This window comes from Mastigocoleus sp. MO_188.B34 (assembly GCF_030065675.1).
Taxonomy (GTDB): Bacteria; Cyanobacteriota; Cyanobacteriia; order Cyanobacteriales; family Nostocaceae; genus Mastigocoleus.
This window is the reverse complement of record NZ_JASJDK010000164.1, coordinates 1-15,614: the sequence shown is the minus strand read 5'-3', so window position 1 is coordinate 15,614 and position 15,614 is coordinate 1. Positions and strand designations below refer to the sequence as shown.

Annotated in this window: 14 protein-coding genes; 8 read left to right on the top strand and 6 right to left on the bottom strand. The window is 36.0% G+C overall.

What is annotated here, in order from left to right; all coding sequences use genetic code 11:
* Nucleotides 1-1,723: WD40 repeat domain-containing protein (locus QNJ50_RS25935; RefSeq protein WP_300641360.1), on the top strand; the 1,723-nt coding region annotated here is incomplete at its 5' end.
* Nucleotides 1,724-1,770: 47 nt separating this feature from the next.
* Here the strand turns inward: QNJ50_RS25935 and QNJ50_RS25930 are convergent.
* Complete coding sequence (locus QNJ50_RS25930) at nucleotides 1,771-2,067, bottom strand: hypothetical protein (RefSeq protein ID WP_300641358.1); 297 nt, start codon at nucleotides 2,065-2,067, stop codon at nucleotides 1,771-1,773.
* Between the two features lie 930 nt (nucleotides 2,068-2,997).
* Between QNJ50_RS25930 and QNJ50_RS25925 the strand changes: the two genes are divergently transcribed.
* Both QNJ50_RS25925 and pth read left to right on the top strand, forming a co-directional pair.
* Nucleotides 2,998-3,831: a photosystem II manganese-stabilizing polypeptide gene (locus QNJ50_RS25925; protein ID WP_300641356.1), complete on the top strand. Its 834-nt coding sequence runs from the start codon at nucleotides 2,998-3,000 to the stop codon at nucleotides 3,829-3,831.
* Nucleotides 3,832-4,313: 482 nt separating this feature from the next.
* Entirely contained in the window at nucleotides 4,314-4,955 is a 642-nt protein-coding gene (gene pth, locus QNJ50_RS25920) for an aminoacyl-tRNA hydrolase (protein ID WP_300641364.1), read from the top strand.
* Nucleotides 4,956-5,120: 165 nt separating this feature from the next.
* Here pth and rpsU (QNJ50_RS25915) read toward each other — a convergent pair whose 3' ends face one another.
* Both rpsU (QNJ50_RS25915) and rsmI read right to left on the bottom strand, forming a co-directional pair.
* Nucleotides 5,121-5,300 (bottom strand): 30S ribosomal protein S21, encoded by a 180-nt coding sequence (gene rpsU, locus QNJ50_RS25915; protein ID WP_027841043.1) that lies wholly within the window; start codon nucleotides 5,298-5,300, stop codon nucleotides 5,121-5,123.
* 348 nt (nucleotides 5,301-5,648) lie between these two features.
* A complete protein-coding gene (gene rsmI, locus QNJ50_RS25910; protein WP_300641352.1) occupies nucleotides 5,649-6,503 on the bottom strand; it encodes a 16S rRNA (cytidine(1402)-2'-O)-methyltransferase in 855 nt (284 codons plus the stop codon).
* A gap of 131 nt (nucleotides 6,504-6,634) precedes the next feature.
* Between rsmI and QNJ50_RS25905 the strand changes: the two genes are divergently transcribed.
* The 4 genes from QNJ50_RS25905 (at nucleotide 6,635) to rpsU (QNJ50_RS25890) (ending at nucleotide 9,628) form a co-directional block, all read left to right on the top strand.
* Nucleotides 6,635-7,525: a sugar kinase gene (locus QNJ50_RS25905; protein ID WP_300641350.1), complete on the top strand. Its 891-nt coding sequence runs from the start codon at nucleotides 6,635-6,637 to the stop codon at nucleotides 7,523-7,525.
* 271 nt (nucleotides 7,526-7,796) lie between these two features.
* Nucleotides 7,797-8,654 carry an inositol monophosphatase family protein gene (locus QNJ50_RS25900; RefSeq protein ID WP_300641349.1) on the top strand — a complete coding sequence of 286 codons (858 nt, stop codon included), beginning with the start codon at nucleotides 7,797-7,799 and terminating at the stop codon, nucleotides 8,652-8,654.
* Between the two features lie 327 nt (nucleotides 8,655-8,981).
* On the top strand, nucleotides 8,982-9,128 hold the full coding sequence (locus QNJ50_RS25895; protein ID WP_300641347.1) for a hypothetical protein: 147 nt from the start codon (nucleotides 8,982-8,984) through the stop codon (nucleotides 9,126-9,128).
* A gap of 305 nt (nucleotides 9,129-9,433) precedes the next feature.
* Nucleotides 9,434-9,628, top strand: a complete 195-nt coding sequence (rpsU, locus tag QNJ50_RS25890) for a 30S ribosomal protein S21 (protein WP_058183744.1) — start codon at nucleotides 9,434-9,436, stop codon at nucleotides 9,626-9,628.
* A gap of 275 nt (nucleotides 9,629-9,903) precedes the next feature.
* Here rpsU (QNJ50_RS25890) and QNJ50_RS25885 read toward each other — a convergent pair whose 3' ends face one another.
* The 3 genes from QNJ50_RS25885 to hetZ all read right to left on the bottom strand — a co-directional run bounded on the left by QNJ50_RS25885 (nucleotide 9,904) and on the right by hetZ (nucleotide 14,677).
* Nucleotides 9,904-12,252, bottom strand: a complete 2,349-nt coding sequence (locus tag QNJ50_RS25885) for a DUF3488 and DUF4129 domain-containing transglutaminase family protein (RefSeq protein WP_300641362.1) — start codon at nucleotides 12,250-12,252, stop codon at nucleotides 9,904-9,906.
* Between the two features lie 258 nt (nucleotides 12,253-12,510).
* Complete coding sequence (locus QNJ50_RS25880; RefSeq protein WP_300641344.1) at nucleotides 12,511-13,494, bottom strand: PatU; 984 nt, start codon at nucleotides 13,492-13,494, stop codon at nucleotides 12,511-12,513.
* Nucleotides 13,487-14,677, bottom strand: a complete 1,191-nt coding sequence (gene hetZ, locus QNJ50_RS25875) for a heterocyst differentiation protein HetZ (RefSeq protein WP_300641342.1) — start codon at nucleotides 14,675-14,677, stop codon at nucleotides 13,487-13,489. Before hetZ ends, QNJ50_RS25880 begins: the two co-directional genes overlap by 8 nt.
* Nucleotides 14,678-14,887: 210 nt before the next feature.
* On the opposite strand from hetZ, the gene QNJ50_RS25870 reads away from it, so the two are divergent.
* Nucleotides 14,888-15,361 carry a hypothetical protein gene (locus tag QNJ50_RS25870; RefSeq protein WP_300641340.1) on the top strand — a complete coding sequence of 158 codons (474 nt, stop codon included), beginning with the start codon at nucleotides 14,888-14,890 and terminating at the stop codon, nucleotides 15,359-15,361.
* Nucleotides 15,362-15,614: the final 253 nt, after the last annotated feature.

Below are 15,614 nucleotides of genomic sequence, written 5' to 3'. Positions count from 1 at the left end.
TAGCTTTGATGGAACAGTTAGACTTTGGCGATTAAATTCAAAAAGTAGGAAATTTGATTCCAAACCCCACAAAATCCTTAAGGGGCATAAAGATTGGATTTATGCTATAGATTTTAGTCCAGATGGCAAAACGTTGGCTTCTGGAAGTAAAGATGGCACCATTAAACTATGGCAAAATAACGGCAACCTAATTAAAACTCTTAAGGGACACCAAGGATGGGTTAACTGGGTGACTTTTAGCCCCGATGCTAAATTAATTGCTTCAGCAAGTGAAGATGGAACGGTAAAGATTTGGCAACGTAATGGTAATTTGCTCAAAACTTTACCAAAACGTCCGGGAGGAACAACATTTGTCACTTTTAGTCCTAATGGTAAATATTTGGCGGTTGCAGGTCGAGATCGAAAAGTTAGAATTTGGCAAAGAGAAAATGGGCAGTTCAATAACAGCCAAATAAATAGTCAATTTATTCCCTATCGAACCTTCAACGAAGTTGATATAGTTTTTAGCCTGCAATTTAGCTCTGATAACCAAACTTTAATCTCCGGTGGTGAAGAGAATACGATTAAGTTCTGGAATATTGCCAATGGTAAATTAATCGAAACTTTTAAAGGTCATGGTGATACTGTGACTAGTTTATCTTTAAGTCCCAATGGTAAAGTACTGGCTTCTGCAAGTGTAGATAAAAGCTTAAAACTTTGGGATTTGAAAAGTTTGACTTCATCAAGGCTACCCATTCTCGAAGGGCATAAACAAGGAGTTTTAAATCTTTCCTGGAGCCCAAATGGCAAAATGCTAGCATCCGCTAGTGAAGATAAAACGGTCAAACTGTGGCAAATAGCACGGGAAGAGTGGCATTTAAAAAGTAGTCTTTATAAGACTTTAAAAGGACATAAAGACTCAGTCAAAAGCGTTAGTTTCCATCCCAAGGGGAAAATAGTTGTATCTGGGAGCAATGACAATACAGTTAAACTGTGGCGATACAATGGTTCTTTGCTCAAAACACTTGTAGGACACAGCGATAATGTTAATAGCGTTAGCTTTAGCCCCGACGGAGAGTTAATTGCATCAGCAAGTCAAGATAAAACTATCAAAATCTGGGATATGAAAGGCAAGCTAATTGCAACTCTCAAAGGTCATAAAGATCGGGTCAATGAGGTAATTTTTAGCCCAGATGGAAAAGTTTTAGCCTCCGCTAGTGACGACCAAACGGTGAAGATTTGGCAGCGTAATGGTAAATTATTGAAAACTTTTCCCCACGAAAGTTGGGTATTGAGTGCGAGCTTTAGTCCCACCGATAACTTATTAGTCTCTGCAAGTTGGGATAATACCATTGCTCTATGGCGAAGAGATGGCACTCTATTAAAAAGATTACTTAAAGGTTATAGCGAAAGCGTAAATGCTGTTAACTTTAGCCCTGATGGCAAGATTATAGCTGCCGCCAGTTTTGATAACACAGTTAAATTGTGGAATCGCGATGGTAAGCTGATTAAAACTCTCAATGGTCACCAAAGTCGGGTTCTCAACGTGAAATTCAGCCCTGATGGAAACACATTAGCATCCGCAAGCGATGACAATAAGATTATTCTCTGGAATTTAGATTTAGATAACCTATTAGTACGCGGTTGCGGATGGGTAAAAAACTACCTGAACCACAACCACAATGTTCTCCACAGTGATCGTCATCTTTGCCAAGGTATCAAACAGCCGACCCCCAAAACATAAAGTATTTTTTTACTTAAATTTAAAGGGGTTTACAGAGGAAATCTGTATTACTCTGTTTCTAAATTTGACAATAAATCTTGCAGCCTCATCCTCTCAATGTAAGGCCATCCACCCTCTGATTCAATTTCACGCAATAATGCATAAAGTGCATGACGATTATCGGGTAAACTCCGTTGAAATTCCCCTTCGCAAATTTCACGGTGTAATATTTCCAACCTTCTTAACAAACTTAGAAGTGCAATAGTATCTCCTTGGCAAAATTCAACTGCATCACCAATGGCGGAAGTTATTTCTTCCAGTTTTTGGGATAAATTTTCACGTTCAAAACTTTTATCTATATACATAATTGTATTCCTGTCAACTCAATTAGTAAACTTTTACTAATATTTATTATTCTGTTAGGGCTTGCATGAGGTTTTGTGCAAATAGAAAATTTGGGAAATATATAAAATCCCGACGGTGCTATCCAATCAAAAATTAACTTTTAACCTTAGATTTCCACATTCGGAATCTCTTGTAATGCAAGATACTCAACCTTGCAAAGAACAAAGCATGATTATAAATCAAATGAACATAGGTATTGCCAGTATTTGACTTATATTTACTCTTTAAATAACTCTAATAACTCAAATTACTGATTATATAGAGAATAAAAACTATTTTTATGCTTATAGCTTTCATTATCTCCCAATCAGAGCTTTTAACTCACTTAAACTAGGGTAAATATGAGATTATAAAATGACAGAACAGAACTAACTTGTAACCAGAGTAGTTTTTCTTAACAATCAATTTCAATCATCACAATCAATTTCAATTATCACTCAGATCTTATTTGGGTAATGCAAACAGTATTACAAAGTAATACATGATACCCTTGCACTACAGTCAAATATTTAATGGATTTATTCCCACGCTTGCGTGAAGAACGATGGAGTCGCAGATCTTAGCCTTAAGTATAAAAACTTAACAATTAACAGTAGAAAAATTGCCAGTCCAAAATTGCCATCAAATCATAAATTCCTATTATTTTAGTACCCCTTGGGTATTAAGCTAAAAATTAGCACATTCACGATTGTTCAACTAAAAACCCGATCACTTTCTCCAAGTAGTGGCATGATGTTTTGATTTTGAGTTAAAAAAAATCGTATGATCTGGCTTAAATAGCCATAAAAATTGGGTATTACACCCTGCTAAGAACAAACATGATACGTTTAAGTATGTTTAGCAGAGTAATTTGACAACTTAGATATTAAATTTTGACATTGAGGTTGACCATGAGGTTTCGCACTTTACTTGTTGCTGTCTTAGCTTTATGTCTGGGGTTTCTCACCGCTTGTAGCGATAGTCCAACAGCTGGGAGCAATGATGTACTAAGCTACGACCAAATTAGAAATACAGGTTTAGCAAACATATGTCCCAAACTCTCAGAAACTAGTCGGGGTTCAATCCCTATTGACTCAAACAAATCTTATAAAATTAAAGAACTTTGTTTACAACCAACAGATTACTTTGTCAAAGAAGAACCAGCAAACAAACGCCAAGAGGCTGAATTTGTAGCAGGAAAATTATTGACTCGTAAAACTTCTAGTTTGGATCAGATTCAAGGCGATTTAATTATTAACTCTGATGGTAGTCTAACTTTTAAAGAAAGAGAAGGTTTTGACTTTCAAGCAACTACCGTAAAACTTCCTGGTGGCGAGAGTATACCTTTCCTCTTTACTATTAAAGGTTTTACAGGTCAATCACAACCTGGATTAACCAGCATTAATACTTCAACTGATTTTAAAGGTGCTTTTCGAGTTCCTTCATACCGTGGTGCAACTTTCCTCGATCCCAAAGGTCGTGGTGTTGCTACTGGCTATGATAATGCAGTAGCTCTTCCTGCCCAAGCAGATGATGAAGAATTACTTCGTGCAAACGTGAAGCGTACTGAAGTTTTGAATGGAGAAATGTCTTTGTCCATTTCTAAAGTAAACAGTGATACAGGCGAAATTGCTGGAACATTTATCAGCGAACAGCCTTCTGACACAGATTTAGGTGCTGGCGATCCCAAAGAAGTTAAAATTCAAGGTATATTTTACGGTCTTGTAGAAGCTGCTGATGCTTAATTATTTTATGGGAACAGTGAATCCCTAGCAGACTAACGAGTAATGATTTACTCTTTGGATCTTCTTTTAAGAAAATTAGCCGAAATTCTCCAACTTCATTAGAACTTGGTTGTTTTATAGAGGGAACCTTAAAAATTTTGCCTGAGAAATTTTTGATTTTGTGGTTCCCTCTTACTCTGTTAAAAATAAGTTGTAAGCTTACACTAACTCGCATTTATAGTAAAATTCAAACTTTTAGATCGGTGATTAATAATGTCAATAGCTAATATGAACTAAAATCATAATAATTAGAAGAGATAAATTCTAAATCTTGTATTAAAATACCTATTAATTTTCTTCTATTTTGGACAAAATAGAGTGAATTAACGATTATCTAAAGAAAGGCTTTATTTAAATATTTAAACCTTCTCTTCAAGCAATTATCATTAATTAAATACAGTGTATCGACAGAAAATCGATTGATGACCAATGAAAGTACAAAAGTGAGTGAAGCAACTAAGAAAGAATTAGTAATTCCCAGAATCATCGTTGGATTAGGAAATCCAGAACCAAAGTATGATAAAACACGCCATAATATTGGTTTCGCAGCGATCGATGCTTTATCAAAACATTGGCAAATTCCTTTGGCGCAAAATCGGAAATTTAAATCAGAATATGGGGAAGGTACCTGTTTTGGAAGCGAAAAAATCCGTTTACTTAAACCATTGACTTATATGAATAATTCAGGAGAAGCAATTAGCGCAGCCATAAATTGGTTCAAAATTTCTCCAGAATCTGTCTTAGTAATTTACGACGAACTAGACTTACCGATAGGTAAAACTCGTTTGCGTTTATCTGGTTCTGCAGGCGGACACAATGGGATAAAAAGTACTATCTCTCACCTTGGGACTAAGGATTTTCCCCGTTTGCGAATTGGTATTGGCAAACCAAGTAAAGCTGCTGTTTCCAATAGCAACAAGCATACAGTATCTCATGTTCTCGGACGTTTTTCGCCAGTTGAAAACCAAATTTTGCCAGAGATATTAGACTTTGTTGTCGAATGTACCGAATTATGCATCAGGCAAGGTGTGGAAAAGGCAATGAATCGTTGTAATGCAAAATTTATTCAAATTCCTGAAGATTAAGATTAAATCTCCAAAATTTTAATCATTCCAAAAAGCAAACACCAAGCACCCCTAGCAGGGGTGAGGTGAGTTTATCTTAATATCTGTAATTATAAAAAATAACCTGCTGAGACTTAGTTAAAAATTAGTCCGCATCATCCATCATCAAATAAAGTGAAGGCAGGTTTATTTGTAACGACGTTTACGCCTAGCAGCAACTGCTTTCCGTTTGCGTTTTTCCTGAGGAGTTTCATAGTGACGATGATATTTCACATCAGCAAGAATCCCTGCTTTGGAAACCTGACGCTTAAAACGGCGCAATGCTGAATCTATTCCTTCATTTTCTCCTAAAACCACTTGGGTCATTATCGAACTTCCCTCTTTTTCTTATTTTTGACACTTGTAATATTAACCGCTTCTAAATATCTCGACAAACTTACCCAAAAATAGATAAATCTGTGAAAGATGAATTCAATGTATAAGTTTACTCAATTTTTCTGAATTTTGCTTGGTTCCCTGGTGTTGGGAAAAGGTTTGTTGAGCATAAAACTCTAGTTGTAAATTACTATTCTCAAGGTTAGGAATAATACAAAAGCATAATTTGGTAAAAACATAATTAATACCCCAAGTATTCAAAATATCGAAGGTTTGCTCCCCAAATTTATCAATGTTAAAACATGCATCTATTTCTGGGTTATTCTTCACTAAATACTTTTACTTCTCTTCTGCTATTTTAATATCTAAAGCTAACTGATAAAGTTGACGTCGAGATATAGAAGTCAGTTTTGCTAATTCACGGCTAGCTTGCGATCGCGACACTCCTTGAGCAATCAACGTTCGTAATTCTATTTTAAGTTGTGCTTCAGAAAGTTGTGTTTGATTAGGTGAAGTTCCTTCAAGAATAAGAGTATATTCACCCTGAGGTTGTTTCTCTTGATAAAGGGAAATCGCTTCCTTCAAAGAACCCCGCCAAAATTCTTCATACAATTTAGTTATTTCTCGTGCTACCACACAATGGCGATTTTCTCCAAAAACAGCAACAAAATCTTCTAAAGTTTCCCGCAAGCGATGCGGTGACTCATAAAAAATTAAAGTTCGAGTTTCCCCTTGTAAAGATTCCAATATTTGTTGTCGTTGCTTTCTTTTTGTTGGTAAAAAACCCTCAAATATAAATCTATCTGTAGGTAAGCCAGATCCACTTAATGCAGTAATTGCAGCACAAGCACCAGGAAGGGGAACAATAGAAATTCCCTTAGAAATACAAGCCGAAATTAATTCATAGCCAGGATCGGAAATTCCAGGAATTCCGGCATCACTAACTAAAGCTAAGGATTTATTGTTATTGAGGTGTTGCAATAATTCTGGAATACGACTACTGCGATTATGTTCGTGATAACTTATCTGGGGAGTTTTAATTTGAAAATGTTGTAGTAACCTTCCTGTATGACGGGTATCTTCTGCCGCAATTAAATCTACATTTTGCAGAACCTGTACGCCTCGAAATGTCATATCTGCTAAATTGCCGATTGGGGTACCGACAACATAAAGTGTTCCTGCTGTAATTTCCATTAAAAAATCATAATTCAAAAAATTTTAAGGTATTAATCTCAATTATCTATTACCAATCACCTATTAGTAATTATCTACTACCAATTTTTATGTCATTTGTCATTAGCAATTATTTACCACAGTGAGGAAAGATGAAAAAACATGGGTTATTTGTTGGTTTACTTACCTTAGATTTGATTTATCTTGCCGAGTCACCTCCCAAGCACAACCAAAAAATTGTTGCTGCTGACTATACAGTTGCAACTGGAGGTCCAGCAACTAACGCAGCAGTAACTTTCAACCATTTGGGAGATCGAGGCACAATTGTAGGGGTTATTGGTTCTCATCCAATGAGTCAACTAGTTCGTACGGATTTAGAGGATTACAAAGTTACTGTTACCGATCTAGCTCCTGATAACAATAATTCACTACCAGTTTCTTCAATTATTGTTACTGAAGCCACAGGAGAACGTGCTGTCATATCGATTAATGCTGTTAAAACCCAAATAAACGCACAAAATATTCCAGATAATATTTTAGACAATGTAGATATAGTTTTAATTGACGGGCACCAAATGATAGTAGGGCTGCATATTGCCCAGATGGCAAAAGCTAAAAATATACCTGTAGTCATTGATGGTGGTAGTTGGAAAGCTGGTTTTGAGCAGATTTTACCTGAAGTGGATTATGCTATTTGCTCTAGTAATTTTTATCCACCCAATTGTCCAGATATACCCAAAGAAGATACAAAAAGTCGTTTTCAGGCTGTTTCTAGTTATATTCAAGCATTAAATGTGCCCAACATTGCCATAACTCAAGGAGAAGAACCTATTTATTACTTTTCCCAAGGCGAAACTGGCACTATTGAGGTAGCAAAAATCGAAGCGGTCGATACTCTAGGAGCAGGTGATATTTTCCATGGTGCATTTTGCCATTTTATATTGAGGAAAAATTTTACAGAAGCATTAACCTCAGCAGCAAATGTTGCTTCCCATTCCTGTAAGTTTTTTGGTACTCGTCTTTGGATGAAATCTTCAAAATAACCCATCGTAGTTTTCAAATACTTATACTGAGATGGCAACATAACAAAAAGTATATTTATTTGCGTTAGCTATAAAAATTATCTTAAGTAATAGAGAATAAAGCACCATGGGTTAAGTTGGTGATTGTGATCATGAACAAGCTGAGAATAAATCCTCTGTAAGAATTTACAATCTAAATATTTGTTGGTAAGCATTGATTATTCGCACCTGCTGAATACTCATGGTAAAGTTACTAGCTAGGTTCGTAATCTTTTGCTTAAAAGGAAAATTAATGAAAACTTTAGAGGAAATTTTAACTATTACTCGTGGTATTGCTTGGGGAGCAACAGATATACTCCGCAGCTATTATCGTGGAGATAACAAACAAGATTTAGAGGTGAATTATAAACAAAATGAACCTGTAACTGTTGCTGATACTGCAACAAATAAATATATTGTGGAAAAATTACAAGCGGCTTTAGGCAGTCAAGATTTTGGTTATATAAGTGAAGAAACCTATCAAAAACAAGCAACTAATGGTAAAGAATTGGTTTGGATTATAGATCCCTTAGATGGAACTCGAGATTTTATTAATAAAACTGGTGAATATGCGATTCATATTGCGTTAGTAAAGGATAAGCGACCAATATTAGCAGTTGTAGCCCAACCAGAAACAGAAAAGTTATTTTACGCCATCAAAGGTCAAGGTTCATTTCTCGAATTACGTAGTTCAACAGGAGATAATTGCACCAAATCTTTAAATGTTTCTGTACAAGATAGTTTAGAGGATTTAACTTTAGTCGTTAGTCGCAGCCACCGGAATGAAAAATTAAATTATCTATTAAATAATTTACCTTGTAAAAATCAGAAAGCAGTTGGGAGTATTGGTGGAAAAATTGCAGCAATAGTGGAACAAAATGCTGACATTTATATTTCACTTTCTGGGAAATCTGCACCTAAAGATTGGGACCTTGCAGCCCCCGAATTAATATTGAGTGAAGCTGGTGGAACTTTTACACATTTTGATGGAACGAGTTTGTCTTACAACACCGGTGATATTAATCAGTGGGGTGGACTGATTGCTTCTAATGGTAAGTGCCATCAAATTTTATGTGAACAAGCAGAAAAAATCCTAGAGCAGTTTGAGTAGTTATCAACCTCTATATAACAACTCAATTCAATGAAAATAAAAGATTATCTTTTCTATGGGAATAATAAGATTTACTACTAATTCAAATGCTTGATTATCAACGAATTTAGGAATTTATTGTAAATTTTCCCAATTAATTATAATCCTCTGCAATTAGGTATATTTTTTATCTTTTTTGTCATCATCTTGAATAAAAGTTTCAGAGTTTTTCCATAATTGCTATATACTGGAACGATAAGGATTAAATTCGGTTGTGTAAATCGTATAAATCTTTGAAGCGTTTCTCCGAAGCTGAGTCTCTACAACACACCATATTGGAATCACTGGATGTCAATTTATTTTGTTACCTTATCTAAGCAGATTGCAAAAGATAATTTAGAAGAAGTATTTGTAAATCGTGCTAAGGTTAGTCAGGTTCAGTTTGTAACAGATATGGAAATGATTGGAAGACTGAGCCTTGCTCCTTTATCCTAAATAGATTTGAAGAGGGAGAGAATGCAATAACTGAGGCGCAAAATTGTGCTTTGTGGATGAATACACAATTAAAAAGTAAATTAAGCAAGACCTCATCACAGATAGGGGAGGTCTATCACGGAGTAAAATAAGCGATAATCATCGCTTTGAGAATATGAATTTCTCAAGCAATATTTATCTAGAAACTCCAGCAGCTTAAAGTGTAAGCTAGATACTGCTGGAAATATTTTTTCGCTCTGATTTTAGGTGTGATATTTTAAAAAGCTCAGGCTTTTGAACGGTAAAAAATATAAGGATTAACGAGAATGACGCAAGTAGTACTAGGTGAAAATGAAGGAATAGATTCAGCTTTGCGTAGATTTAAGCGCAAAGTCTCACGTGCAGGAATATTCCAAGATATGAGGAAAAATCGTCACTTCGAAACTCCATTAGAGAAACAGAAGCGTAAAGCTGTTTCTCGGCAAAGACAGCGTCGCCAGCAGCGTTCTCGTCGTAAGTAAACGCTAAAAAATTAGTTATAACTTGATATCCTAGTTATAACTTTATATCGGCGAAGCTTTCGATTGGAATATACCAAAATGAAATGCTGAATTAGATTATGGGTTATAAAATATACTTTAATCTATCATGTAGCTTTTTCAAGTGTTTTTCCCAATTGAAACACCAAGTAAAAATTCGATCGAGAATTAGTGGGATTTTTATTTTTATGCAATCAATATCACCACAGTTGATTGCATAAAAATTTTGAAATTTTATATGATGTGAATTATTTTTTCTAATTTCTCTTCAAGTCCTGGGAAATATCTTCAACATCTCTTTGCAATTGTTCAAGTTTTTGTTGGATTTGATCCACATCAGGATTATAAGAACCATAACGCCATTTTACATAGTTCCGACATATATCCTCAATTAATGCTGCAATTGCTGGTGAATAATATGTGGAAATAACTTGAGCGTACTCTAAAGAAGTTTGTGCGGAATGCTTGTTGACACCTTTTTTTGCCATTAACAGCAACATTTTTTGGTATTGGCGTTCCATAGGTGGTAATTTATTTAGAGTAATTTGGTTGCACCAATATTTCCACAACAACCAACTAAACCAGCTAAATAAAGTAACCCCAATAGCAAGAAATAAAACTGTAAAAACCCCAAACCATCCTTGGAAAAACAAATTAATTAACCAAGAGAAGAAATATGTTATCGAAGCAAATATAACTTCAAATATGTAATTGAGCCAACCTGTTACTGGCGAAGGTAACCAACCTGCAACCCAATTCCAAAACTGACGTAAAACAGTAAAAGTTTGAGTTTTTTCTATAGAAGGAGGAATTAAAGGGTGAGAGGGAATGGGGTCAAATGCAAACCAGCCATATTTGGGAAAGTAAACTTCCGTCATTGCATAGGCGTCAGTATTTCGAACAACATACATTCCAGTAAAAGGGTTAAAACTTCCAGAGCTAAAACCCGCAACTAAGCGAGTTGGAATACCAATAGAACGCAACATGACAGTAAGCACTGTGGAGAAATGATCTGGATAACCACCTTTATACCTAAACAAAAATGCTTCCACTAGATCTTCCCTTTCTCCTAAATAAGGTAAGTTTAAAGGGTTATCTGGAATTGTATAATTCTGTTTTAAATACTGGGCTAAATAAAGAGCTTTTTCGTACGTCGAATTTAAAGTATTATCTGATTTTCCAACTAGGTCGCGATTATAGTTGGCTAAAATTTCTTCAGTACGACTCTTAATTTTCTCTGCAATTGACTCGGGTATTTGTAAATAGGATTTTTTTATTCTGTCTGGATATTTTGTTGAAGCTTTTCTTAAAATAGTGCGATCGCGATAAGGAACTTCAGAAATAACAGTATAGGTCAAACCCTCAGATAAACCCACAGGAGAACGTAAAGAACCCTCAGGGTCTACAGCAACAGTTGGTGTCGGGAAGTAAATTTCTCTGGGATAAGCCATTGCAGGAATCACATTAGGCAAATCTGACACAACCGTATAAGTTTGTACAACTTCTTTTGTTGGAGTAAGGAAATTACCAAGAGAAAGAAGAGTTTTGTAAGACCAAGGAGAACGTTTAATTGTTTTTACTTGGTCATCACGAGTAATTTCCCAGCCTTTCCCCGTATAGCGATCAAATGCAAGTACCCGCCAAAAACCTTCCACTTGCGATCTTACTCGCATCACTACTTTGGGGGTCATTTTACCCCGTAGATTTTGATTAATCGAAGAGTTAAAACCATAATAAAAAGAATCATCAATTTTTCCTGGTTTTCCGATTTTTCCTTGACCAAATTTACCATTACTACCCAGGTCGTTATCTTTACCCTGGCGAACATAGCCAGGATTATAAATTCTTTTCCCAGTCAAATTTTCTTTGATTTTTATTGGGGAACTAACTGGAAAGTTACGCAATTGGTAACCAGGAAATCTAGGTAAAACAGCAAAAATACTTAAACCCAATCCAATAATTAAGATGAAAAGTAAAAAATAAGAAGGTAGTGACCCAGGTTTCTGTCTAACTCTAAACTTTAGTTCTTGAGTTTTAGTTTTAAAATCCCCTAAGCCCAAACGGGAACGATAATCAAAAACTAAAGTTGGTAGTGCAATTGCTAAGAATATTAGCAATATTGGAGCAAAAGCTAATGTTTGACTCACTGAAGCTGCAACACCCAGTAAAATTAAGCCAATTGTAACTGAGTAGCCCAAATCTTTACGACGGGGCAGATCGAAACTATGAAGTATTTGAAGTTGAATTAACAATTGGGCTAATACTAGGCGAGTATCATTAAAATGACCTACCAAACGCCCAAAAAAAGCTCCCAATGCCACTAACATACCAATGGCAATAAAAAACTTAATCGTTATATTGCGTTGATGGCGATGGTAATAACTCCAAATTGCACCAACTATTGATAAAGGTAAGCCCCACAAACTGTATTTTGTTTCAGCAGCGATATCAATCGCAACGATTGCCACAATTACCAACGCTAGTACAAGTACCCGCAAACTTGTAGAATCTTCAACTCGTTTTGGGGATGACTTCTCACTACGCTGCTGCCAAAAATTATTCAACGGTAGACGCCAAAACCTGGTTATCCTGGAAAAATCGAACATCATGATGAGAAAACAGCTTATGTGTATACAAGTAAAGCTGCAATTTTTGGGTCTTTTAGCCCATCCGAGCGAAGGAATAACTTCGATTCCTTTGTCAAGCAAATCAATACATATTAAACTAGTATTTTGCTTAATTAATCGGTCCGAGCATTTACCCTAATAACAGCTTTACTAAAAAATCAAAGAAAGTTTCAACATCAGGATAACCTTTTATACACAAAAATGATTTATTCAGTAATCTAGCGTTGGTAATTTTATTTAAACAATCGGTAAAATCGCAATGAATAATGGATTTTGGTCGAATTCTGGACAATTAAGCTCCAATGTATAAAAATCATCCAATTGTTGCTGTTTCAAATCTATGCTTAAACATGCCGAAGTAACCGAATGTACGGTTTCTTCACAATTACTGGAGAGCAACTTTAAAGTACTTGCTGCTGGTAGGTTGTACTCAATACAAAGCTTCCTATATTCTTCAGCTTGAGATTTGTATTCAACTCTAATGTTTACTAATCCTGCGGTGGTTTCCCATTCTCTTTCAACAGTGGAATGAGTAGTAGAAACTTTTAGAGTCATGTTCTCTAACAGTTCCTTAGCTGCTAACAAAGATAAAGCCATTTTTTGAGATCGTTGCAAATCAGAGTAATTATTCTCCAAATTTGGTACAACCTCTAAAGTATCTACAGAACGATATGGAGTTCTGAGTACTAATCCAGCCAAATCGTTAAGTGCTTGTGGTTCTTCTGGAAATAAATTTTCTACAGCTTGCACTAACTTAGTTCCCAGTGGTAAGGAAGAAGCCACTAGTGTTTGACATCGTTCAACCAGGGTACTGAATATGTTTTCTGGCAAAGCAATTGGTAAATTGAGTTTGGACTGTTTTAACATCCAAGATCCACAGGGAACCAATGCATTTGCTGCATTGTCAATACATTCTGGGTATTCAGTTATACTACTCTCCCAAGGGAAAAGTGGCGGACGACTTTGGATTTGGTTTTTTAACCGACGTTTAAGTACGGCTTGGAAACGTTCTTGCACAGTAGGAATTTCTCCCAATTTAAAGTTTTGAGACTTAAGTTCCGACTCAAAAGCACCGCTTGTTAAAGCGGCGGCTTGTGAATAGGCATCATTAAGCCTGTTATTTTCCTTACATTCGACCGATGTGTTATCTCCAGTTAAATCGTCATTTGACAATAACCAACAGAGTATTTGGTGTTGTAAGGATTCTGAGTCTCTATTCATGAGTAGATGCACGCGATCCGGACACTAAAGAGTTACGAATTTCCCAAGCTTGTTCAAGAATTTTAAACCAACGCTTCTGGAGTTGTGCCATAGATAACCCTAAAGCTTTAGCTATTTTTTCATCCGTTTGTCCTTTCTGCTTAAGTTCGAGCAAAGATTTTTGTTTGGGGTCTAACTTTTGCAGGTACTTTTCCCACTGGAAAGGAGTTAATCCTAAATTGGTATGCAGATCAGCTTCTAGCCATTCATGTACTAATTCCCAGCGATGTAAAAGAGCAAAACGAATTAAGTGATATTTAAAACGTTGTTGTAAGTAATCTCTCTGACGAGCGGTCAAACCTAAAATTGTCTCAATTTCTTGAGCAGATAAATCCTGAAGACGCAATGCGAAGTAATCTGCACAATCGGATTGTTGTCGTTCTTCCAAGTAACTCATTAATTCTTCAGTCACAACCGAACGTAGGGTCTCTTCTTCAGGTTCTGGCTCAGGTTGAGTAGCCATTGTAGTTCTCAATTGTTGAACTGCTGGATCTTCCCAAAATCCGTCAGAATCACTCCCACCACCTTCTGCAGCTTGTTCTATATCCACACAAGTTTCCAAAGGTTGCTGCTGAGAAAATGTTTGGGCTCTAAGTATTATTAATTGCTGTTGTCTTCCTGGTAAAGGAATTCGGCGTTTACCATAACGTTCGCTAAACGCCATATATTCTGCTAATTCTAAAAGTGTTTGTGGGCGATAAGTCGAACTAGTTTGAGTTTCTCGCCGGAAAGCATTTAGGGTCTCCAGATAAAAACTCTGAAGAAAATCTTCTATTATCGTCAATCTTCCTTGGTAACTTAATTGTTTTTGAGGAGGATTAATGTAACGATAAACTATTGCACTTAAAGTACTGTGCAATTCAATTCGACCGCGATTTGAACCCAATTTATAGTATCGCAAACACTGGTCTAATCTATGTTTAGATAAGGTTCGAGCCGATTCTTCTAGACTACCAGATGCTTGGATGCGTTTACTCTCATTACAAATCCTGTCGACTTCAACAGCAATTCGCATTGCCACATCGCGGCAATTTTTCTCTGAAGCTTTTGTCGAAGATTTCAGTTCCTGAAAAAGGGGTTCAAATATCGCCTCTGCGCCGATAAATTGCTCTCCCTGTATTGTTGTGGTTGCGCCTGAGTCCATAGTTTCGTTTATAAAAAGACCCTAACATACCTAAGTTTTACTGTATGAATGTGAATACTAGATACGGAATTCATGTTTAAGAAGTTAAGTTTAAGCCAGACAAATTAAAATTATTTACTTGGCTTCTATATATTCTTCCCATTTTTCGTTAAATGATTAGCATTTCCTCTTATGTTATAGCCAGTACCCACAATTAATTAACAAATTATTATGGATTTACAAATACAAATTAAATCATTAATTAATAATGCACCCCAAGATGGAGTCACACCATTATTAGTAAAATCAATAGCTCCAGGATTATGCGCACTTGCAGAAAAACTAAGCCATTCCCAATACTATATTCTGCAAAATATGCATGAAGAATGGGTTTTAACTACATTGAGTAATCGTAAAAATCCCAAGCAAGAAAAACGAGTTGTTTACGCTTTCCCCACCTCAAAAGATGTTTTTACTGAATCCGAAATGGCATCGGATCCATCTATGATAGCTGCACCAACTCCAGTAGTTCACATTTTGTTCCAATTAATCGCATTGGAACCCGTAGATAGTATAGTGTTTTTTGAAACTCCTGGCACTACTCAAAATGCAATAGAAATTAAACGTTTAGAAGTTCAAAAGCTGTTACAGCAAACTTTAGAACAGAAGAATTCCGTAAATCGGATACCACCTGATATTGCCTAATGATCTTATTCTTAACTAACCGCGGCCTAATTGTGACTTGGGTAATAAATATCTCCCCCTTCCATTGAAGAAGCAGAGAGATGTGAACACCCCAGGAGGGGAAGTCATTAGCGTACCGTAGGTAACCTGAGTTCGGGTTAAGCAGATTGAGGTAAAAGCCAATCTAAATGAAGGTTAGGCTTTTTAGGTTGGTGACAATAAGCGATTAATCCACACAGAACATTAACGCAAAAATTGACAGGACTTCGGTGCC